Annotated in this window: 18 protein-coding genes; 6 read left to right on the top strand and 12 right to left on the bottom strand. The window is 29.2% G+C overall.

Annotated features, from left to right (window positions below):
* Positions 1–27 precede the first annotated feature (27 nt).
* From X275_RS02240 to smc, 9 genes are all read right to left on the bottom strand, one after another.
* On the bottom strand, positions 28–819 hold the full coding sequence (locus tag X275_RS02240; RefSeq protein WP_047265817.1) for a cyclase family protein: 792 nt from the start codon (positions 817–819) through the stop codon (positions 28–30).
* Positions 820–831: 12 nt separating this feature from the next.
* The gene (locus X275_RS02235) at positions 832–2,235 is read right to left on the bottom strand and encodes a DUF1116 domain-containing protein (protein ID WP_047267333.1); all 1,404 of its coding nucleotides are present in this window, start codon (positions 2,233–2,235) and stop codon (positions 832–834) included.
* Complete coding sequence (fdrA, locus tag X275_RS02230) at positions 2,232–3,773, bottom strand: acyl-CoA synthetase FdrA (protein WP_197072579.1); 1,542 nt, start codon at positions 3,771–3,773, stop codon at positions 2,232–2,234. Before fdrA ends, X275_RS02235 begins: the two co-directional genes overlap by 4 nt.
* Positions 3,774–3,775: 2 nt before the next feature.
* The gene (locus tag X275_RS02225; RefSeq protein WP_047267332.1) at positions 3,776–4,447 is read right to left on the bottom strand and encodes an oxamate carbamoyltransferase subunit AllH family protein; all 672 of its coding nucleotides are present in this window, start codon (positions 4,445–4,447) and stop codon (positions 3,776–3,778) included.
* 18 nt (positions 4,448–4,465) lie between these two features.
* Positions 4,466–5,767, bottom strand: a complete 1,302-nt coding sequence (locus tag X275_RS02220) for a uracil-xanthine permease family protein (RefSeq protein WP_052913538.1) — start codon at positions 5,765–5,767, stop codon at positions 4,466–4,468.
* A gap of 40 nt (positions 5,768–5,807) precedes the next feature.
* Positions 5,808–8,159: a xanthine dehydrogenase family protein molybdopterin-binding subunit gene (locus X275_RS02215; protein ID WP_047267331.1), complete on the bottom strand. Its 2,352-nt coding sequence runs from the start codon at positions 8,157–8,159 to the stop codon at positions 5,808–5,810.
* Complete coding sequence (locus X275_RS02210) at positions 8,159–8,629, bottom strand: (2Fe-2S)-binding protein (RefSeq protein ID WP_047265813.1); 471 nt, start codon at positions 8,627–8,629, stop codon at positions 8,159–8,161. The genes X275_RS02215 and X275_RS02210 overlap by 1 nt, the downstream gene beginning before the upstream one ends.
* Positions 8,629–9,495, bottom strand: coding sequence for an FAD binding domain-containing protein (locus tag X275_RS02205; RefSeq protein WP_047267330.1), 867 nt, complete (start codon positions 9,493–9,495; stop codon positions 8,629–8,631). The genes X275_RS02210 and X275_RS02205 overlap by 1 nt, the downstream gene beginning before the upstream one ends.
* Positions 9,496–9,801: 306 nt before the next feature.
* A complete protein-coding gene (gene smc, locus X275_RS02200; protein ID WP_047267329.1) occupies positions 9,802–13,347 on the bottom strand; it encodes a chromosome segregation protein SMC in 3,546 nt (1,181 codons plus the stop codon).
* A 139-nt stretch (positions 13,348–13,486) separates the two neighbouring features.
* Here smc and X275_RS02195 point away from each other — a divergent pair, with 139 nt between their 5' ends.
* The 5 genes from X275_RS02195 to X275_RS02175 are packed head-to-tail and all read left to right on the top strand — an operon-like array spanning position 13,487 to position 16,915.
* Positions 13,487–13,801 carry a DUF1292 domain-containing protein gene (locus tag X275_RS02195; RefSeq protein ID WP_047267328.1) on the top strand — a complete coding sequence of 105 codons (315 nt, stop codon included), beginning with the start codon at positions 13,487–13,489 and terminating at the stop codon, positions 13,799–13,801.
* 29 nt (positions 13,802–13,830) lie between these two features.
* Complete coding sequence (locus X275_RS02190; RefSeq protein WP_047267327.1) at positions 13,831–14,832, top strand: bifunctional 5,10-methylenetetrahydrofolate dehydrogenase/5,10-methenyltetrahydrofolate cyclohydrolase; 1,002 nt, start codon at positions 13,831–13,833, stop codon at positions 14,830–14,832.
* Position 14,833: 1 nt separating this feature from the next.
* Positions 14,834–16,177 carry a hypothetical protein gene (locus X275_RS02185; protein WP_052913535.1) on the top strand — a complete coding sequence of 448 codons (1,344 nt, stop codon included), beginning with the start codon at positions 14,834–14,836 and terminating at the stop codon, positions 16,175–16,177.
* A 17-nt stretch (positions 16,178–16,194) separates the two neighbouring features.
* Positions 16,195–16,611, top strand: a complete 417-nt coding sequence (locus X275_RS02180; RefSeq protein WP_047267326.1) for a nucleotidyltransferase substrate binding protein — start codon at positions 16,195–16,197, stop codon at positions 16,609–16,611.
* On the top strand, positions 16,601–16,915 hold the full coding sequence (locus X275_RS02175) for a nucleotidyltransferase domain-containing protein (RefSeq protein WP_052913533.1): 315 nt from the start codon (positions 16,601–16,603) through the stop codon (positions 16,913–16,915). Before X275_RS02180 ends, X275_RS02175 begins: the two co-directional genes overlap by 11 nt.
* 51 nt (positions 16,916–16,966) lie before the next feature.
* Here X275_RS02175 and prfB read toward each other — a convergent pair whose 3' ends face one another.
* Genes prfB through X275_RS02160 form a run of 3 tightly spaced genes read right to left on the bottom strand, consistent with a single transcriptional unit; the run spans position 16,967 to position 21,889 of the window.
* Complete coding sequence (gene prfB, locus X275_RS02170) at positions 16,967–18,073, bottom strand: peptide chain release factor 2 (RefSeq protein ID WP_047267325.1); 1,107 nt, start codon at positions 18,071–18,073, stop codon at positions 16,967–16,969.
* Between the two features lie 4 nt (positions 18,074–18,077).
* On the bottom strand, positions 18,078–20,528 hold the full coding sequence (gene secA / locus X275_RS02165; RefSeq protein WP_047267324.1) for a preprotein translocase subunit SecA: 2,451 nt from the start codon (positions 20,526–20,528) through the stop codon (positions 18,078–18,080).
* Positions 20,529–20,536: 8 nt separating this feature from the next.
* Complete coding sequence (locus X275_RS02160; protein WP_047267323.1) at positions 20,537–21,889, bottom strand: hypothetical protein; 1,353 nt, start codon at positions 21,887–21,889, stop codon at positions 20,537–20,539.
* Positions 21,890–21,990: 101 nt separating this feature from the next.
* On the opposite strand from X275_RS02160, the gene X275_RS10970 reads away from it, so the two are divergent.
* Entirely contained in the window at positions 21,991–23,460 is a 1,470-nt protein-coding gene (locus tag X275_RS10970) for a GGDEF domain-containing protein (protein WP_052913531.1), read from the top strand.
* Positions 23,461–23,739: the final 279 nt, after the last annotated feature.

Here is a 23,739-nt window from a genome sequence, read left to right as displayed (position 1 = left end):
TCCATTACTTTTTTTATTCGTTTTATATTATTCTATTTCAAATGCAGCTACACGAGCGATACTTGATTCCCCATCAACTAATCTCCACGGGAATATACCAATGTACATTCTTCTGTTTAATACTTTATCTATTTCTCCACCAAGATTTTCTGCATGTAAAATCAAATGTGGGAATAAATCAATATGCATTAATTGATAAGTTTTATCATCAAAATATTCATCAAGAGGTTTTCCATATTTTTCTCTAAAATGCTTATCTGCCATAGCAGCAAATTCAGGTCTGTATTCTCTTAATATAGTATTCATTGGATGGTCAGCAGAACCACAGTCTACGCCAACCCATTTAATTTCCATTTCTTTTAACCAATCCGCAAATCTTTGATCAGGTCCTGGATGGAAATAATAATATTTATTTTCATTTGCTTCTGGTTGATCCCATGCATATTTGTGATATCCTGTATTAATAATTATAATATCACCTTTTTTGATTTCAAGATCATTTTCTTTTGCTACTTTTAATAATGTTTCAGGTGTATAGATATCAAAATCTCCAACTTCTTTGGAAATATCTAATATTACACCTTCATGGAATAAATAACCGTCTAATGGCAATGAAGCTATATCTCTTCCACCTGTCATAAAATGTCTTTGTCCATCGAGATGAGTTCCATTATGCATACTTGTTTGTACTATTTGACCATTAACTTTTTGAAGCATCATCCTTTTGAAATACCATAATTTCATTGGTTCGTAACCTGGCCATGGTGGTGTTGTAATGCCTATCTTTTGAGTTAAATCATACACTTTAATACCTGCCACAATAATCCCCCCTTAGTCTGAGTATTCTTTTACAAATGCTTCTAATGCATCTATAAATATGTTCATAGGCGGATAGGTCAATCCTGCCCCAACTTGACCTATGCCTGGATCTTTATGAGCTATACCAGTATTTATTCTTGGTAATATACCTTTCTCAACAACTTTCTTTATATCTAACCCTGTAGGAGTTCCCCTGAAGTTTAAGAATGGTATTTTATATGTATTATTTTCTGCATCTGTTATTTCATACATTTTTAAGGTTGTATCAATAGCTTCCTGAACCGTCCCACCAACAAATTTTACTATTGCTGGGGCTCCAGCCATTGCAAAGCCGCCAAATCCACCAGTTTCTGTAATTGTACTATCTCCAATATCAGGATTTGCATCTTCCTTTGTAAATCCTGGGAAGTATAAACCTTCAACTTCCTGAGCAGTACCAACAAACCATTTGCCTGGTAATCCTGCTACTCTAATACCAAAATCCGTTCCATTTCTTGCCATTACTGTAACTACAGTACTCCCCTTTATTCCTTCTGCTGCCAGTGTTGCTGATTTTGCTGCTGGCATTGAAAGATTTAAGAAGAAATGATCATTGGCATTGATAAATTCTATAACTGCTTTTTTCTCTTTATTTGAAAAATGAGTATCTAATATCGCAGGAGCTATTTCTCTTATAAATAATGAGGTTGCTGCTCTATTTCTGTTATGACATTCATCTCCCATTTGAACGGCCTGAGCGATTAAATTCTTTAGATTAATTTCACCTTTTATCTCAATTGCTTCTTTCAAAACAGGATATAATACTTCTTCCATCCATTTTAATTTTTCAATTACATCAGGGCCATTGGCTCCATATCTTAAAACCTTTCCCAACCCTTCATTCATTGTACAATAAGCTTTTGTACCATATGTTTTATTTTCTATGATAAATACAGGCATAGAAGCTGTCGCAACTCCAGCCATAGGTCCAACACCATCATGATGATGCCATGGATCAAATTCTATTTCACCAGATTCAATCAACTCAATAGCTTCTTTTTCATCTTTAGCTTTTCCTTCATAAATCAATCCACCAATAATAGCTCCCTTTAAAGGGCCACACATTCGATCCCATGTAATTGGAGGGCCTGCATGTAAAATTAAATTATCTTTCATACCTGGAACAACATCTCTTGCTATACCCATTCCAACTAATGTAGGCTGAGAATTCATAATTCTTTCTACTGCTTCTGCATTTGCTTTTTCAATATCAACGTTTAACTTTGAAAATTCACTTAATATTTCAACTGCTTTCGCTCCACCAAGAGGTGGTTTCCAATCAACATGAACAACATTTGCTCCCTGTTTTTTCAAATCTTCATAGAATGATTTTAATCCTATATTTACTATTTTTAATTCTTCTTTAAATAAACTCATCTTCCCAACTCCTTCCAAACATTAACTGCAAATTTTACTGCACTTGCATTGCTTGGGAAGACTATAACCCCAGCATCTTCCAGTTTCTTTTTTTGTTCATAATACTTTTGTGGATCTTCATATGTACCACAGATATTTGCAATTACACATCTATATTTATCTGAAGTTTCCCTTGCTGTTTTTACAGCCTCTGCAATTTCACCTGCTGGATCCATATGTGATCCCCAACCCAATACAACATCTACCATAATAATAGCTGTATCTTTATCTATATATTCTTTTATCAATCTTGATTTTCTCATTGTAAAGTCAATCATAGGATGCGGCCTTCCTACTGTAAATTCATCTTCTCCCATGTCCACAACTGTATGCTCTTTACTTTCATTAATATTTTCCAGTAAATATTCAGGATTTAATGGTTTAGGCGAATATATACCGCCTATTTCTTTGCTTAATAATACCATTGTTTCATCGGCAAGAGTTCCACCAGAGTATAATCCTCTTATATATTTACCTTCTTTTATTTTAGCTACTTCCTCTTTAACCTTTACATCAAAATCAAATGATTCTAAAAAGTCAAAATATGTATATTCGTCTTTATCTATTTCCTTTCCCTGACATAATAAAGCAGCTTTTATTGCAGCATCTTCAAGCGTATGACCTACTGTTATTTCAGAATCTTCTACAATACCATTGACAAAATGAACTACATGTTTTTTGTTTGTTTTTTTCAATAATTCCACTGCTTTTGAGACAACTTCTGGATAAGGTGGTTTTGATACAAGAACAATTATTTCAGTTTCATCATCTTCAATTAATCTTTTAATACCTTCTAAAAACATTAATCCACCAACATCTTTTTTTACATCTCTTCCACCTGTACCAATCAATTGAGATATTCCACAACCAAGATTTGATATTATGGATGAAACTTCCTGAGCCCCAGTTCCAGATGCTGCCACAATACCAATCTTTCCTCGTTTTACTACATTTGAAAATGCCATGGGTACTCCATTTATTATTGCTGTTCCACAATCTGGCCCCATTACCAGCAATCCTTTTTCAAGTGCATATTTCTTCAGGTCTATTTCTGTTTCTATTGGTACATTATCACTAAACAACATTACATTTAATCCCATATCTAGAGCCTTTTTCGTTTCTAGACCAGCATATTCCCCAGCTATGGAAATAACTGCCATATTTGCTCCATCTAATCTTTTTACCGCACTCTCAAGTGATGGGTAAAACTTTTCACCTTCATCTTCCTGAGTTTCTGCTTTAAGTAATTTTTCAACCTCTGCTTCAATTTCTTCCATATTTATATTTTCACCCTTGACCACAATCAATAAATCATTTGGAGTGGTACTTTCTAACTCTGAATCGAGCATTCCCAATTCTTTTAAAAACTCCTTATTTGTTTCTGTACCCATTCCAACAAGAGCTTCTTCAACGTTATCTTTTTTCTTTATATCTTCTGTTATAAGCATTAATGTAACGGAATCATAATATGCATTTGGTTTAATCATTTTATAAACCACGTTTATCCCTCCAAATCAATGAAAAATGATATACCTAACATCCAACCTAATCCTGAAGTATCCCCCATGTTTAACAATGCAGCCTTATTAATATTTTCTAAATATAATTTAACAGGTTTTGGTGCATAACCATTTGTGGCGTATTTCATTTGAAAATAAGAAAGATTATTTGTTCTTGTTTTTGCTATTTTTAATATAGTTTTATAATCTAACTTTTTGTTGTAAAAATAATTTAACAATAATATTCCAGATAGAATATCGTCAAATAACGGAGTTAATCCTGGTCCAAAACCTATTAAATCAATAAAGGAACTATTTTCTAAAGAACCAATAATTTTATTGTAAATTCTATAATCTAATCTGTTTTTCAGTACATTTTTTACTTTATTGTATGTTTCGTAGAAAATAATTTTATTAATTTTAGGATTATAAATAGCAAAATCCTTCAAAATAAATTTATCATCAAATATCAAATAATTATTTTCAATTTTTAATGTTGAAAATTTCAAAAAATGGGGAGGGGCGACCATCCCCAAAGCCCCAACCCTATTATCATAAGTGGAAATTGTAAAAATGTCATCATCATCAAACAAAAAATAATTTGAATGTCTGGTTTTGAAAAAACTTTTAGCATATCCTTTTTTAGCAAAAGTCGTATTTGATATTTCAACCATTTTAAACCTCACTAAGAATTATTCGTTAGATGCACCGGTTAAAGATAATATACCATTAACAACTATACCAACTACAGCAGCAAGTCCTAACCCTTGTAATGCAAAGTTCCCAGCTTGAAATACAGCTCCACCTAAACCAGTAACTAACATTAATGACATTGTTACTAAATTCTTTCCTTCAACTTTTACTTGATTATTAATTAAAGTTTTTGCACCAATACTTGCAATCATACCGAATAATAATATTTCTATTCCACCCATTACAGGAACAGGGATTGATCTGACAATTGCTCCAACTTTTGGTATCATAGCCATTAATATCGCAAAAAATGCAGCGATTCTCATAATCCATGGGTTAAAAGCTTTTGTGAATGCTAAAACTCCAGTGTTTTCACTATATGTTGTATTTGCAGGGCCACCTAAGAATCCACCCAATGATGTTGCCAATCCATCGCCCATTAATGTTCTATGCATTCCTGGATCTTCATAGAATTTTTTCCCTACAACTGCAGATATTGCAAAAACATCACCAAAGTGTTCTACTGATGGAGCAATAGCTACTGGAACTATTGCAGCAGCAGCATACCATGAAAATTTTGGTAAATAAATTTTCGGGAATCCTACCCATCCAGCTGTTCCGACTTCTGCAAAATGAACATTTCCAGTAATAGCTGCAACAATATAGCCCACGATAATCCCCCAAATAACAGGAATTAACCTACTAAATCCTCTTGTATATAATCTAACTATAATAGCTGTAAATAACGATACTAATGCTATCCACCAATTACCGCTTGCCATATTCACTGCAACAGGGCTCAAGATTAAACCAATTAATATAATCATTGTTCCAGATATTACAGGCGGGAATAACTTTTCAAATCGTCTAATTCCTATGAGCTTTATAAGCCATCCAAAACCAAATTTAACCAAACCAGCTAAAAAGATACCTCCTGTTGCATATGCTAGATATGGTTTCAGATCTACCCCTGCATTTACTGCATCCTGAATATTTCCATATTGCAAACCTGCTTCTTTCATATAGTGCATTGTAACCGCTATTATTGGTGCAATATATGCAAAACTCGAACCTAAAAAGACTGGTACTTTCCATTTAGTAATCCAATGAAATAATAACGTCCCAAGACCAGCGGTAAATAAAGCAACGTTAACAGGAATTCCTGTCAAATAAGGAACCAAAACTGTTGCACCAAACATTGTAAAGGTATGTTGTAATCCAAGTAATATTAATCCCCCAGTTCCCATACCTTTACTTCTATCTTCCTGTGGAACGATATTCAAATATTCGCTTTCGCTCATGTTTCTCCCCTCCTAAAAAAGATTTGGATAGACATATAAATTAATTATTATTTTTTTTATCTAAAGCATTTAAGATTTTATCTGCTGTTAATGGTAATTCATTAACATTTACTCCAAGTGCATCATATATTGCTGAAGCAATTGCTGGCGGAACAGAAATCATAGGATGTTCTCCAACACCTTTTGCCCCAAATGGAGAAGATTCTTCAAATGTTTGAACAAAATCATATTTTATTTCATCAGGGATATCAGCAATTGTTGGTATTTTATAATCTGTAAAAGATACAGTTAATGGATAACCTTTGTCATTGTATTTAACTCCTTCAAATAATGCAGGTCCCATACCCTGAATCATCCCACCAACAACCTGTCCTCCTGCAGTAATAGGATTAATAATTGTTCCAGCATCAAAAACACCAACTAATTTGAGCATCTTAAGTTCTCCAGTATCTAAATCAATTTCTACTTCAGCAGCTTGAGCACCAAATGTCCATTCAGCAGCTGCATTTCCCTGGCCTGTTTCAAGATCAAGGTTTGTTAACATTTCAGGGACAAAACTTCCTCTTCCTATTACAGGACCTCCAATTGCATGACCATCTGGATAAGTGTACCCCATAACGATATCTTTTAATAAAATATATTTCTCAGGTCTATATTTAACATAAACTCTATCGTCTTCAACTTCAAGATTATGTGGAGCAACACCCAATACTTTGGATGCTGTATCTTTAATTTGATTTAAAGCATCTTCTGCAGCTCTATATAATGCATTTCCAACTGTCCATAATGCTCTTGAAGCAACAGTCTGCCATTCATATGGGTTTACATCTGTATCAACAGGCATTACGAAATGTATTTTGTCTGGCGAGATGTGTAGAGCATCTGCAGCCATTTGAGTAACAGCAGTATTGAAGCCTTGACCAATTTCCTGAATACTTGCTTGTAACGTGACTGTAGCATCCTCATGGAATTTTATTATTACAGCAGAACCGGCATTTGTTGGCATAGCTGGTGCTTTAACTAGTCCAGCGATTCCTTTTCCTCTAACCTTTCTTGGATTCTCAGGTTGTTTTGATTTTTTATCATATTCTATCAATTCTGCAGCTTTTTTAAAACAAGCTTCAATATCGCCTGTATCATGATGTATAGTTTGTCCCATTGAATTAGTTAACCCTGGTTTTAGAACGTTCTTCAATCTTAATTCAAGTGGATCCATTCCTAACTTTTGAGCGACTTCATCTAAATTTCTTTCTGTTGCCCAATGTAATTCACCATGTCCAAATCCCCTAAAAGCTCCACCAAGGAAATGGTTGGTGTATACGCCATATGAGTCCGTTTTTAAGTTTGGAACATAGTATCCCCCAGGCAATGTATATCCTGCAGCTCTAACAACATTAGTTCCATATTCCGCATATGCTCCACCATCGAAAATTAACGTTGCTTCCATTGCAACTATTTTTCCTTCTTTAGTAACTCCCGTTTTTACATGGGCATACATAGCTTGTCTAACAACAGCTGAGATATCTTCTTCTCTTGTATATACTAATTTTATATGTCTTCCTTTTACTTTTTCTGATAATGCAATTACAATACCTTCCATATTTATACCAGCTTTTCCACCAAATCCTCCACCCACATATGGAGCAATAACTCTAACTTTATGTCTTGGGATTTTAAATGCAACAGCAATTAAGTTTCTTAATGTAAATGGAGATTGTGCACTTGACCATACAGTCAATTTTTCGTTATAATCCCAGAAAGAAATTGCTGCATGTGGTTCAAGTGGCGCATGATACATTTGAGGTAGATAATAATCACCTTCAACAATAACATCTGCTTCTTTAAATCCTTTTTCAACGTCTCCTTTTCTTGTTTTATGATGATGAAAAACATTTTTTTCAGGTTCAATATTATAAATCGGTAATCTTTCATAATTAGCTAAATCTGGATGTATTAGAACTTCGCCCTTCATTGATTCTCTAGGATCTTGAACAGTTGGCAGTTCTTCATATTCTACTTCTATTAGTTCAACAGCTCTTCTTGCAATTTCAAGAGAATCAGCCGCTACAGCTGCTACTGGTTCTCCAACATATCTAACTCTATCTGGTGTAATTATTGGTCTATCAACAAGATATATTCCCTGTCTATATGGAACATCTTTTCCAGTAACAATGGCTCTTACGCCTTGCAATGCTTCTGCTTTTGAAGTATCAATTTTTTTAATAATCCCATGAGGTATAGGGCTTCTTTTAACTGCAGCATAAAGCATATTCGGGAAAAACATATCAGTTACATATTTTGCATTTCCGGTAACTTTTTCGAATCCGTCAACTCTGTTCATAGGTTTTCCAACATATTCAAATTTAATTGGTGGTTTATATTCATATTTCATTATTCTGCACCTCCCATTTTCTGGGCAGCTAATTTAACAGCATCTAAAATAACAGTATACCCTGTACATCTACATAAATTTCCTGCCAATCTTTCTACAATAACTTCTTTTGTAGGATTTGGTATTTTTTCCAGCATAGCTTTTGTGGACATTATAAAGCCTGGAGTACAATAACCGCATTGAAATGCATTTGCTTCTATAAATGCTTCCTGAATTGGATGTAGTTTATTATCCTTTGTCAATCCTTCAACTGTTTCGATAACAGCACCATCAGCCTCAGGAGCCAAAACCAAACATGAATTCACAGGTCTTCCATTATATATAACAGTACATGCTCCACATTCTCCATTTCCACAGCCTTCTTTTGCACCTGTTAAATACAATTTCTCTCTTAGAACATCGAGGAGGGTCTCATTTGGTTTTACTTCCACTTCAATATTTTCATTATTTACAGTAAAAGCAATTTTCATTATAATCCCTCCTTTATCATATTCAATTCTCTTAATAATTTAATTGGTAATATTTTAGCCATTCTTTTTCTATATTCTGCAGTACCTCTTGCATCTGTTATAGGGTTAACACTATCATGAATAATTTGAGCAAATTCTTCCACGTTTTTCATTGTTAATTCTTTATCTTTTATAAATTCTTCAGCTTCAAAAATTCTTACAGGTGTTGGAGCTACTGAAGCTAAAGCAACTCTAATATCTCTTTTCCCTTTTGGATCAATAATTGTTAGCGCCATTCCTATTGTAGAAAGATCAACAGCTTTAATCCTTGAGACTTTATAATACCTTCCAACACTTTCACCTTCATATGGTATATGTATAGATTTAACTATTTCACCCTTTTCTAACACTGTCTTTCCAGGTCCAGTAAAGAAATCTTTTATCTTAACTTTTCTTTCTCCGTTTAATGAAACTAATGTCAATTCGGCATCATATGTAAGTAAAGCCGGGGCTGTATCTGAGGCTGGAGAAGCATTACAAATATTTCCAACTACAGTTCCTCTATTGCGGGTTTGATATCCTCCGACAACTCTGATTCCCTGATACAATGTTGGATAATACTCTTTAATATAACTGAATTCTTCAATTAATACATTGAGTTTTAGTCCAGCACCAAAAGTTAATCCTGCATCTTTTGAAAAATCTACATGAAATAGTTCATCAATTCCCTTTAAATCAACTACTAATTTTGGTTTAATTCTTCCTGCTCTCATTTTCACAATTAAGTCAGTTCCACCCAGGATAGGATAAGCATCTTCTTTATTTAGTATTTCCAGGGCTTCGTCTAGTGTTTTGGGTTTCACATAGTCATAACTAAACGTTATCATTTCTTTCCCCCCTTTAGAAAAATAAAATAAAAAACTTTTTCAGTTTTTTGTTTTTGTTGTATTTATATTTAGTATTATATACTTATTATCAAAATATTACAAGTAATATATTAGAAAGATATGCTTAAATAATTTTACATATCTACTTATAATGTGAGTTAATCAGTTGTAATAACATATTAAAAAAATTTCTATTACCCATTTCTAAAATACCGAAATAATCTTTATTTTATATCTATCACACAAAATAAAAAGCCCTTGATTTATTTGAATCAAGGGCTGATAAATAAATTTTATATTAATTTTTTATGTGGTTTCTAACTTTTCTATAAATTTAAAATCGACAGGAACAACTTGAGAAACACCATGTCTCATTGTTATTCCATGAAAAATCTCACCTATTTCCATCATCAATTTATTGTGCGTTATTATTATAAATTGCGTTTTTTGAGCATGATTTTTTATCAGCTTTGCAAGTTTCCCTGCATTTATATCATCAAGAGGCGCATCTATTTCATCCAATAAATAAAAAGGACTCGGATTAACATTCATTAGAGCAAATAAAAATGCGGAAGTTATTAAAGCTTTCTCACCCCCAGAGAATAATTGTAATTTTTGAAAATTTCTACCGGGTTTCTTTACAGATATTTCAACTCCTTTTTCAAATGATTTACCTTCTCCAACCATTTTTAGCACTCCATCTCCACCAACAAACAATTCTTTTATAAATTGTCCAAATTTTTCATTAACAAGATTAAATGTATTTAAATATTTTTCTTCAGCTTCATTATCTATCTTTTCTATGCCTTCTTTTAGAGATTTTATTGATTGTAAGATATCTTCTTTTTGTTTTCGTCTATCGTCTAATTCACTTTTTACCATTTCATATTCATCTAAAACTCCCAAATCAACACTACCTATATGTTTTAATGCTTTTTTTATGTCTTCTATTCTTCTTTCAAGAGCTAATATTTCCATTTCAGATAATTCTTCATATATAAAATCAGACAATTCTATACCAACATTTTTAGCCTTTTCTATTAAAAAGTCTTTTTCATGTTTTAAATTTTGTATTTCCAAATCCAGATCATGGGATATATTTTTTAATTCATCAATCTTATCCTTTAATTCATTTTTTTTGTGTTCATATTTTTCAAGTTCGCTAAATTTTTCAGTTTTTCCCTCTCTACTCATTTTCAACATTTTAAATGCATTTTCTATTTCGTTATTCATGGATTTTATTTCCTTTTCATACTCCACCAAATCGCTTTTTTTCCTGTTTATCTGTATTTTTAATTCGTTTAATAGATTATTTATCTCTTCTATTGTATTATTTATTGTATTTATCTCATTTTTTATTTTTGTTTTTTCAGAGGAATATTCGGATATTTTTGTTTCTATTGAGTTTTTATATAGATTCAATTCATCTAATTTAGCTATTTTTAACCGCAGTTCCTCATGTGTTGTGTGATTTGTTTTCTCTATTTCAGATATTTTTATTTCTAAATAACTTATTTTTTCTGTGTTTTCTAAAATCATATTATCAATATCAACTAATTCTTCCTTTATTTCTTCTTGTCGTATTTCATAAGAATCTATTCTATTTATAATCTCATTATATCTTTTTCTAGCAGATTCGTAATTGTTTTTAAATTCTTTATATGAATTCGCTCCATTTAATCTATCATATTTTATTTCATTCAGTTTATCCTCCAGCTTTTTTAATTCTAAGGAATTCTTTTTATATTCATATTCTACTTTTTTTAATTCTTCTTCTTTTACCTTTATTTCTTCTTCAATTTCTTTTAAATTTTCTTTTAAATCCTGTAATTCTCTTTTTCTTGACAATAATAACGTTGAATTATTTCCTTTTGATTTACCACCTGTTATCGCTCCTGATGTATTTATTATTTCTCCATCAATAGTGGCTATAGTCAAAGAAATATTTTTATAATTGTTTTTAATGTTTAAAGCGGTATTTAGTGCATCGACTACAACGGCATTACCAAATATATATTGTATTGCTTTTTCATAATCTTTTTTATAATTTATTAAATCTATAATATATCCATAAAATCCTGGCTCATTGCTTAATTCTTTATATTTTTTTATCCTTGGATTGATTAAATCAAGAGGAATAAATGTGATCCTCCCAGCTTGTTCCGCTTTTAAATAATTTATATATGTTGATACATATCTTGAATTTTTTACAACTACATTTTGCAATCTATACCCTGCAACCATCATCACTGCTGTTTCAAGTTCTTCAGGAACTTCAATTAAATTTAAAACAACATCTATTAAATTTTCCTCTTTATGAAATGCTTCAAATAATTTTTTTATCGCAAAAGAAAATCCTTCATATTCTGTAATTTGAAATGACAGATTTTGTATTTTTCTCTCTGTTATATCTTTATCATGTTTTAGCTTTTTCAAATAATTATATATATTAGTTAATTTAGTATGTAATTCTTCCACTACTATGTTTTTTTCATATATTTCTGCATTTAATTTTTCCTCTTTTTTTGTTATTGTTTTTAATTCTGTTTCAATCCTTTTTAAATTTTTTTCGAGCTTTTCTATAGTTTTTCCAAGATTATCTTTTTCTACATTTAAAAAATTTAATCTCTCTTCTTTATCAGCCAGTTCATTAATTAATTTATTTTTTTTACTTTCAAGATTTTTTAATTCATTATTTGTCTTTTTTATATTTTCTTTTAACTCTGTCAATTTATTCATTTCTTCTGAAATAGAACTCTCTATTTTTCTTTTTTCTTCTTCTATTGTTTTAATCTCTTTTATATACGTTTCAATCTCACTTTCATATTTCCCAAGCAAATCATTTATTTCTCCATATCTTTTTTTATTTTTCTGCAAATCTTCTTCAAATCTTTTCCTTTCCCAATCCTTTTCAACAATTTTAGAATTTAAATCATTAATCTCTTTCTCAAGATGTAATTTCATTTCTTCATATGATTTTAATCTCTGTCTGAAATTTTCGATCTTTTCTCCATATATTGATAATTGCTCTTCCTTTTCCTCAATTTCTTTTCTAAGCTCTTTATATAATCTCTCCACTTCAAAGCTTTCAGAAAGATACTCTTTTATTTTCAACCTGTTATTTTTTATTTTATCATCTATATCCTTTATTTTTTTGTCTATAGATAAACTTTTCGCTCCATAGTATTTTGTTCCTATAACCTTTAATTCATTACTATATTCCACATGTTTTTTTGCTCTTGAAGCTCTATTGGACAACGATCTAACTCTTTTTTCAACTTCATATAAAACATCATTTAGTCTTTCTAAATTTTCTTTTGTTTGATTTAACATTTTCAATGCAATTTCTTTCTTATCCAGATATATTTTTATTCCTGCCGCATCCTCTATTATAGTTCTTAATTGATCTGAAGAAGCTGAAACTAATTCTCTAACCTGATCTTGAGATATAATCGAATAAAAAGATTTCCCCACACCTGATCCACCAATAACATCAAAAATATCTTTTAATCTTGCATTTCTATTATCTATTTTATATTGAGTTTTTCCGTCTATTGTTAATATTTTACCTATTGTTCTGATTTTTCCATTTACATCTTTTATTTTTATAAAAACCTCTGCTTTTTTTGATGGTGGATATTTTTCTGATCCTCCAAATATAACATCGTATTTTTCCGAAATCCTTATCTGTTTAGAAGAATGTTCTCCAAGAAGCCATCTTAAAGCATCTACTATGTTGGATTTGCCAGAGCCATTTGGTCCAACTACGCTAACAATATTTGCATTTAGATTTAATATTATATTTTTTGCAAAACTTTTAAAACCCTTAATACGCATTTCTAATAAATTCAAAACTAAAACCCCCTTATTCTTTTATATTATATCATATTTTAGACACTGGAATTTCATATTTTTATTTTAAAATAATAATAGAATGTTCAGAAAGTATATCTATAAATAATAGAAAATATTAAATTTTGGAGGGATATATATGGATAGATTGGAATTTTTCACAATTACAGGAGAAGATGGCAATGAATATAATTTTATGTTTGTGGAAGAATTAAATATCGAAGGCAAAAAATACTGGATCTGTTATGAAGCATTTAGAGAGGAAGATAGTGAAGATATTATCCTGGGAGATACTGTTGCTTTTAAGGTTAATGAAAATAACGGCGAGTTATTTTTAGATGCTGTTGAAGATGATGATGAACTGGAAAAGGTTGAAGAAGAATGGAAAAAAATCATGGACAGCGTTGATATTGATGAAAATGAAGACTTTATTATGCTTGATGATGATAAATAATTGAAATTTTCAAAAAAGTTTTGGGGGTGATGGATTTCGAAAATAAATTATTCGATATCGCATATTTAATTCGTACTTTTGATGAGCCAATTTTTAAAAAAAATATCGAATTATACAAAAAAAATAATATTATACCTCAGTTAACCTGCATATTGACTTCTGATGATGCTGGAAGTATTTCTTATGCAAAAGGAATTAAGAATATCTGTAAAAAATACAATATAAATTTTGTTCTTGATAATGTTTCGAGTAAATTAGAATTGGAGAAAAAAATTATGTATTATAATAATGACAATAATACTCACGGTATTATTGTCATGTATCCTACTCCATTTAATATAAAAGATACCTATTTTATGAATTTAGTGTCCATCGAAAAAGATGTTGAGGGATTAAATCACGAATATATGGGGTATCTGGTTCAGCATGAATTTTATAGTGACAATGAGAATTTAAGAAAATTGGTTATACCTCCTACTGCGAAAGGAATATTATATGTATTAAAAAGAAATTATTTGGTTTATGAAAATCATTTTAAAATTAACGGAATATACCCAGATAATTTATTTGAAAATCCGTTCAAATTAGAAGGTAAAAAAATTGTAGTTATTAATGATTCTCTTGCTGTTGGAAGGTCTCTTGCTTTGATGATGTTAAATGAAAATGCAAGTGTTAGAGTTTGTCAAAAATATACAGATTATGAGGATATTATGAAATTTGTTTCTATTTCTGATATAATTATTTCTGCTGTTCCATCAGAAAAATTTATAATACCAACAAAATATATACCAGAAAATTCTATTGTTTTTGATATAGCTTTCGAAGGAAATTTTGAATATCCTGATGTTTTTGATAAAATTTTTAAAATTTCTCCAAAATGGAATTTGGTAAAAAAAGGTAATAGAATAAATGATATGACATTGCACAGACTAATTTCTAACCTATTTTATCTTGTAAACAGAAAATTGCCAGAAAATGATTTAAGAGAGTTAAAGAACTTTGAAAAAAATATTAAAAAGGCGGGGTTTTAAGTTGAAGAAAAGTATTCTTATTATATTAATTAGTGCAATTTCTTTAATAACTTATGGTTTTAATTTTTCGTTACGAATGGACAATAATATGAATAATATAAAATCATTTCAAGGTTTTACTTTTAAAGTTACACATGATTTTAAAGGTTTTAATTTTTTAGGAGAATTAAATGCTTATAATGATGACAAATACAATTTAAGCGGGTTAGAAAATGCTTTTTATGAAGGCTATTATTTCTATATGAAAAATGGTGGAGTTTCTATTGATTTTGACAATTATAAATTAAGATTTGGACGATTGCAACATTATGATATTGTAGATTCACCATATTCATTGTACATTTCCTCTAAAGGATTATCATCTGTTATTATAGATTTCAATTATGAAGATGAATCGTTTTTTTATGAAACAAGATATATTGAATTAAACAGGCAGTCTCAACTTGGTTATAAAGATAGAGGAGCGAATTTTAAAACATATGGATTAAAAATTGGGAACTTTAGATTTGCATATGAAGAATCAGCCGTTTATGTAAATACAGCATTTGATATAGAATATTTTTTAAATGTAATACCAAACTTTTTTGTTCAATATGTAAATATATCTTCTGGAAAACCATGGTATCATGGATATAACGCAAATTCAATAATGGGGTTTATGTTAGACTATAAAAATGAAACCCTTTATTATTACGGTCAAATTTTGGTTGATGATATAAATGCAAATAGAATTTTAGATCCAGAGGCTTACCAAAATCCGGATAAAATCGCATGGAGTTTTGGAGGCAAAATAAAAACAAAGTATGGTGCATTTGGATTATACAGTGCAGGAGCTACAAAATATACATTTCAACCGTCTGGAAATGGAACAAATAAATATTATGGATATACATATTATCCTGATGTTGATATTAATGGAAAAACAATACCCAATGAAGAGAATTATATAGGATATTATAATGGTGAAAACAATATAGCATTTATGGCGATATATGAAAATAAAATTCAAAATATAAATATAAATGGAAGTTTTGAATATGTTATTTCTGGAAGTAAATCACCGGCAAATCCATGGGGAGAATATACAACATGGACAGAAGGAGGTCAGGGAACAAAATTTTTAGATGATAAAATATTAGAGCATAAATATGATTTTAGTTTAAAAGTTGATTATCCTTTTTATGGATTAAAAATATTTAATGGTATGAATTTGAGATATACGAAAAACAAGTTAGAACTTGTGGATACCTCAGAAAGCGACAATTACGATATGAAAATATTTAAACCATCAAACAAGGATGAATTTTATTATAACTTTAATATTGGGGTGGAATATAGATTTTAAGTATGTTGGTGAGAATAATGAAAGACATTAGATGGATTCAAAGATTTCAAAATCTTAAAAAAGCTTTTAATCAATTAAGCAATGCAGTTAAGCTTTCGAAAGAAAGAGATCTTTCTATATTGGAAAAGCAAGGATTAATTCAAAGTTTTGAATATACACATGAATTAGCCTGGAAAACATTGAAAGATTTTTTTGAGAATAAAGGAAACTTTAATATATATGGTTCAAGAGATGCGATAAGAGACGCTTTTAAAAATAGGATTATAATTAATGGAGATATATGGATGAAAATGATATTAAGTAGAAATTTGACGAGCCATACATATGACGAAAGTACAGCAGATGAAATAGTTGATTTAATTATTAATCTTTATTATGATGAATTTAAAAAATTAATTCAAAAATTAGAAAGTTTAAAAAGGAATGAGGATTAATGAAATTTGGAATAAAAAAAAGCTCCGGAAAGACCTTATTAAAATATTTTCTAACAACAAAAAAATAAAAAAGGTTGTTTTATTTGGCTCAAGAGCAAAGGAAAATTTTAAAAATGGTTCGGATATAGATATAGCACTATATGGAGAAGTTCTAAACATAAATGATATTGTCTCAATTCAGGTTGAAATTGAAAAACTTGAAATTCCATATGGAATAGATTTAATAATTTATAATAAAATAGATAGCAAAGAACTAAAAGAGCATATAGATAGAGTTGGTAAAATTTTATACAAAAGAGATTGATTAAATTTTCATAAGTAAAATATGGCCATGAACCACGGCCATATTTTATAATTATTCTTTATTTAATTTTGCAAAATACAGAAGTTCTGCTTCTATAAATCCATCTAAATCACCATCTAATACAGCATCAGCGTTTGATGTTTCGTAATTTGTTCTATGATCCTTAACCATTTTATAAGGATACAACACATAAGATCTTATTTGATTTCCCCATGATATATCCTTCATATCACCCATCAACTTTAATTTTTCTTCCATTTTCTTTTTCATTTCAAGTTCAAAAAGTCTGGCTTTTAAAATTTGCATGGCTGTTGCTTTATTCTGATGTTGAGATCGTTCATTTTGACAGGCAACCACAATACCTGTAGGTAAATGAGTTATTCTAACAGCAGAGTCTGTTTTATTAACATGTTGTCCTCCTGCACCTCCAGCTCTATAGGTATCTATTTTTAAATCATCTGGTCTTATTTCTATATCAATATCTTCTTCTAATTCTGGAGTTACTGAAACGGATGCAAAGGAAGTGTGTCTCCTATTTGCAGCATCAAAAGGAGAAACTCTAACTAATCTATGAACTCCTGATTCGTATTTTAATTTCCCATAAACAAAGGATCCATTTATCTTTATTGTAACACTTTTTATTCCGGCTTCATCACCAGGCAAATAATCTATTATCTCTATTTTATATGAATTCTTTTCTGCCCATCTTGTATACATTCTAAGTAGCATATCTGCCCAATCATGTGATTCTGTCCCTCCTGCTCCTGGATGAATCGTTAAAAATACATTATTTGAGTCATATTTCCCAGATAATAACATTGCCAGTTCAAAACTTTTTACCTTTGTTTCTATTTCTTTAAGTATTTCAAGAGCCTGTTCATCCATTGAAGGGTCTTCCTCACTAAATTCTATAGCAACCTGAAGATCTTCAAATAAAGATTGGAGATTTTCAAATTCTTCTCTTTCATTCTTTAAGTGTTGTAATTCTCTCGATATTTTTTCTGCACGTTTTTGATCATTCCAGAAATCCGGATCTGTCATATTTTTTTCCAACTCATTTATTCTCGAATTTGTTTTATTTATATCAAAAAGATTCTGAAGATTTTTAAATTTCTCATGTAATTCATCAATTTTTACCTTCACTTCATAATCAAGCATTTTTTCACCTCTTTATTCTAATTCTTTTATGAGTTTTCTTTTTCTCTTTTCTTTTTTCCGCTCTATTTATTACACTTGTATCATTATGAACAAAATTCAATTGATGTATCTTCTTTTTTGTTTCCTCCTCTTCTTTCGATGTATCCACTTTTATTATTCTTAACAAATAAGAAACAGTGTCATCATATATATTATTTATCAATTCTTCAAATAAAATATATGATTCCTTTTTAAATTCCATTGCCGGATCTTTTTGTCCATAAGCTCTTAAGCTAACAGCTTCTTTTAAATGTTCCGTTGCTTCAAGATGTTTTCTCCATCTTTCATCAATTATTCTGAGCATTATAAATTTAGCTATTCTCTGGAACTCATCTCCAAACTCGTTCTTTTTTGAACGATATTTATCCCATAATATTTTAAATACCTTATCCTTACATTCTTCAACACTATCATATTCTACCTTTTCAACTATACCAAACATCTGTAATTTTTTCATTAATTCTTCTTTATCCACAAATTCCTCTTCATTTATGGAAGATTCAACAAGTCTATCGACAACATCCTCAAATATTTCCTTTAAATGTTCATCATAATTTTCCTGTCCTAATATCCAATCCCTATGAGAATATATTGATGATCTCTGATAATCCATAATAGAATCGAGTTCAAAAAGTCTTTTTCTTATAGAAAAATGTATTCCTTCTACTCTTTTCTGCGCATCTCTTATTATTTTACTCAGCAACGAATGTTCAATAGGTTGCCCATCTTCAATTTTTAAAGTATTCATTATATTTTTTAATTTATCGCCACCAAATAATCTTAATAAATCATCCTCAAAAGAAAGGAAAAATCTTGATTCCCCTGGATCCCCTTGCCTTCCAGAACGACCTATCAACTGATTGTCAATTCTCCTACTTTCATGTCTTTCAGTCCCTAATACATATAATCCACCTAATTCTACAACACCTTCACCTAATTTAATATCAGTTCCTCTACCTGCCATATTTGTGGCTATTGTTATCATACCCTTCTGACCAGCCTGGGCTATAATTTCAGCTTCTTTTTCATGATATTTTGCATTTAATACATTATGAGGAATACCTTCTTTTTTTAACATATGACTCAACAACTCACTTGTTTCTATAGAAGTTGTACCAACCAGCATTGGTTGACCTTTTTTATGTCTATCACTTATTTCTTTTACTACGGCATTCCACTTTTCCTTTTGTGTTTTAAATATTAAATCATTTTTATCTTTTCTTATTACCGGCTTATTTGTTGGTATTACAACAACCTCACAATTGTAAATTTGTTTGAATTCATCTTCTTCAGTTTTTGCAGTACCTGTCATACCAGCTAATTTCTCATACATTCTAAAATAATTTTGAAATGTTATAGTTGCATATGTTAATGATTCTTCTTTGACTTTAACTCCTTCTTTGGCTTCAATTGCCTGATGCAATCCTTCAGAATATCTTCTTCCCTGCATCAATCTTCCAGTAAATTCATCAACTATTATAATCTCGCCATTTTGAATAATATAATCTTTATCTCTTTTAAAATAGTGTAAGGCTTTTAATGCATTTAATGTATGAAATAAGAAATGTATATTTTTAGGATCGTATAAATTTTCTATTCCAAGCATTTTTTCTAATCTTGCTATACCATCATCAGTTAAAATTACAGCCTTACTTTTTTCATCCAGCGTAAAATCTTCATCTTTTCTTAATTTTCTTGCTATTGATGCAAATTTAGTATAAAGATGTGATGGAGTATCTGATGGCCCGGATATTATCAATGGTGTTCTCGCTTCGTCTATTAATATACTATCTGCTTCATCAACTATTACATAATGATGACCTCTTTGAACCTTATCTTTTAAATCATATACAAGGTTATCTCTTAAATAATCAAATCCAAATTCATTTGCTGTTCCATAAGTGATATCGCATTGATATGCTTTTTTTCTATCTTCGTTTTCCATTCCAGCTTGAATAAAACCGACGCTTAAACCCAAAAATTCATATACTGGCCCCATCCATTGCGCATCCCTTTTTGCCAGATAATCATTATGTGTTGCAAGATGCACACCTTTTCCACTCAAAGCATTTAAATATACAGGTAATGTCGCAACCAATGTTTTACCTTCACCAGTTTTCATTTCTGCTATATTACCTTCGTGTAATGCAATACCTCCCATTAGTTGAACATCAAAATGTCTCATTTTTAAGACTCTTTTAGATGTTTCTCTTACTACAGCAAAAGCTTCTACCAATAAATCATCAACAGTCTCTCCATTTTTCAATCTTTCTTTAAATTCATCTGTTTTATTTTTTAATTCCTCATCCGTTAGTTTTTCCATGGTATCTTCCAATAAATTGATTTTTTCTACTACCTTTTTATATTTATTCAAAATCCTTTTGTTTTTATCGAAAATCTTTGCTAATATATTCATATAAACACCTACCTTAATATTATTTTTTCTATAAATCTATTATTATCTGATGCATTAATTATTATAAATTCACCCGGCACAGAATTTCCTATATATTCTTCAAAAAAAGCATTTATATTTGAATACCATATATACAAAATATTGTCCGGAATATCATTTGAATCGAAAATTCTCAAATTTGAAAATTTTTTTGAACTAACTATTAAATATTTCATCAAAGATGGAGCTATTGAAGATATTATCATACTATTTTTGTTTACATATAAATATATAGCAGAACCTATATTATTATAATAAATAGAATAATAAAAATAGTTTCCAAGAGTTTTTCTTTCTATTCCCCATTTTTTCATTTTATCTTCTATTTTGTCAAGAAACACTTCTCCAGGAATAATTACAGAAATACCATCACCTTTTCTGGAAAAATATTCACTCAAATATATATTCCCCTTATATTTAATCGATTTTAAAATATACATTAATGAGTTACGAGAATATTCGTCTATAGGCGAAAATATCTTTGAAGTAATATTATAAACCTCCGATATCTCATTTAAATTCAGGTAAATTAATGAATCTCCAAAAACTTTATAATTTTTATCAAATCTTGATATGCTTATTATTTTTAATGAGCTTTCTACATTAAAAATAATTTCTTTATTATAATAATTTATTTTTACATTCCCAGAAATATTATCAGAATATTTTGACATATATAATTTCTGGAATGGTTCAACTAAATAATTAAACTTCTGATTTTTAAATGATATATAAATATTATCTTTTATGTTCAATTTTATTAAATTAAAATCATCCAATAACTCAAATATTTTCTCTAAAGATATATAATCATTATAAAATATAATATGTCCCCCTATTAAATAAACTTTTAAATTGAGCTCTTTTACTAAATATTCACCTGTCTGCTTAATATATTCTACCTCATAACTAAAAAGATTTTTTATCAAATTAATTAACTTTTCCTGATTATTGTAATCTGTTATTATATAACCATTAAAATTTTTAAGAAATTTTATTATATCCTGAGCAGGATTTATCCAGAAAAAATCTTTAATATCAAAATGATTGTTAGATATAATCAAAAAATTTGAAGATATAAATTTATTTACATCATTTATTTCATCATCTTTTAAATTTTTAATTAAATATTCATATAATGATTCTTGTCCTGCTCCTTCTTTTGAATATAAATATCTAAAAAATGAAATATTACTATATAAATTATGGTAAAATAATTGTGGATTGTGAAAATAAAAATAAAAATCATAATTATTTAATAAATTAAATGGAAAAATTGAAATTTGGAATATTAAAAATAGAAATAAAAATATTTTTTTCATATAATCACCCCGTTTTCTGTTATAATAAATTATAGCAGAAAAAATTTTTTTAATTGTTTCTATTTTAAAATTTTAATTACAATTTAAACAAGGTGATAATTATGGACATTGGAATTCGAGAAAAATTAAAATTATATGAGAAACATATAAATAGTACGCAATTTGACATAGGTTTTTATTTTTTGATTGAAAATATTAGTAAATTTATAGAATCCATAGACGTAGATATTTATATTTGTGAAAATCCTAATTTTGTACCAGAAAATATATTTAAATTTATTAGAATAGCAAGAATATTCAAATTTTTTAATATAAGAAAAATAGTTATTTTGAAAGGAGTTAAAAGGCAACAAGTAGAACTAATATATAAAGAAAAAAAATTAAAATTAAATTATGAATTGTTGTTAAAATCTGAGAGTGAAATAATGTATTATATAATTTCAAATTCATCACCTTTAATTTCATTGGAAATGGTTTCAACTTTTTTAAAAGGTAGTGGATTATCATATGTAATGCTAAATTCAAGAACTTTTTTGGAAGAAGCAGCAAAAAAAGAAACAAATATTGATAAATTAATATTCATTTATTTGACGGCAATTACAGTAAACATAGGGGGATCATTTAACAGAGCAATATTATTTCAAAAAAAAGGAGATAGTTATGAAGTTTTTAGGGCATTAGGATTTAAAAATGAAGAAGAAGCTCATAGAGTTTGGAAATATATGGAAGAATCTAATATAGACTTTGAGGAAAAAATAAAGAATTATAAAGGTAGTGAATATTTTAGTTCATTAGAAGAAGAAATAAGATCATTTAAAATAAATGAAGACATTATATCAAAAAATACCTTATTTGAAGAGATATTAAATTCTGGTAAAGCTATGCATATTCCTGCTTCGATTTTACCTATTGAAATATCAAATGCTTTAAATATTATTGGTGAATGTGCAATTTGTTCATTAAAAAGTGAAAATAAAAATTTTGGTTTTATAATAGCAGATAATAGATATAATCTTAAACCGATTACAAGGGATCAATTATATATTTTGGATTATTTTTCAAAACAAACAATAATATTATGGGAAAATAAATTATTTATAGATGCTTTAAGATTTGAAGCTGAAAAAGATTTTTTAACAGGATTTTACAATAGAAGGAGTTTGGATAGATATATAGAGACGTTAACATTATCCAGAAAAGAAAATATAGGGATCGTTTTTATAGATATGGATGATTTTAAAAAAATTAATGATACTTATGGTCATGACAAAGGAGATAAAATTATAAGAGCTTTTTCTAATATAGTATTAAAAAACATTAGAAGAGAGGATAAAACTTTTAGATATGGAGGAGATGAATTTGTTTTAATTTTTGAATCAATAAATAGTAAAGATTTATTTGATATACTTTTTAGAATAAATAAGGATTTTAAAAAAGAAGTTGGATATACTTTTTCGTCTGGTGGGGTTGTATGTGAAAACTCATTAAAAATATATCAGTGTTTAAAGAAAGCAGATGAACTATTATATGAAATAAAAAAATCTTCAAAAGGAAAAATAAATATAAAATAAAAAACAATCTGAGATATCTATCTCAGATTGTTTCAGACTGTCGACAAAGTCCAAGTAATCCTGGTATAATAAAAATAGGGGTTACTTGGATTTTTTTTTGGAGGTGAAAGAAGTGATCACCAAAAGGAAAAGAGATGCAAGAAGACAAATAGAGATGGTAGCAATAGAGGATTTGGTGCCGGAAGACCATTTAGTAAGAAAAATAGAAGCAGCAATAAAATTTGATTTCATATATAAGTTAGTAGAAGATAAGTACTCACAGGATAATGGAAGACCAAG

The sequence above is a fragment of the Marinitoga sp. 1197 genome, assembly GCF_001021165.1.
GTDB lineage: Bacteria > Thermotogota > Thermotogae > Petrotogales > Petrotogaceae > Marinitoga.
This window is presented reverse-complemented; position numbering and strand designations above follow the sequence as displayed.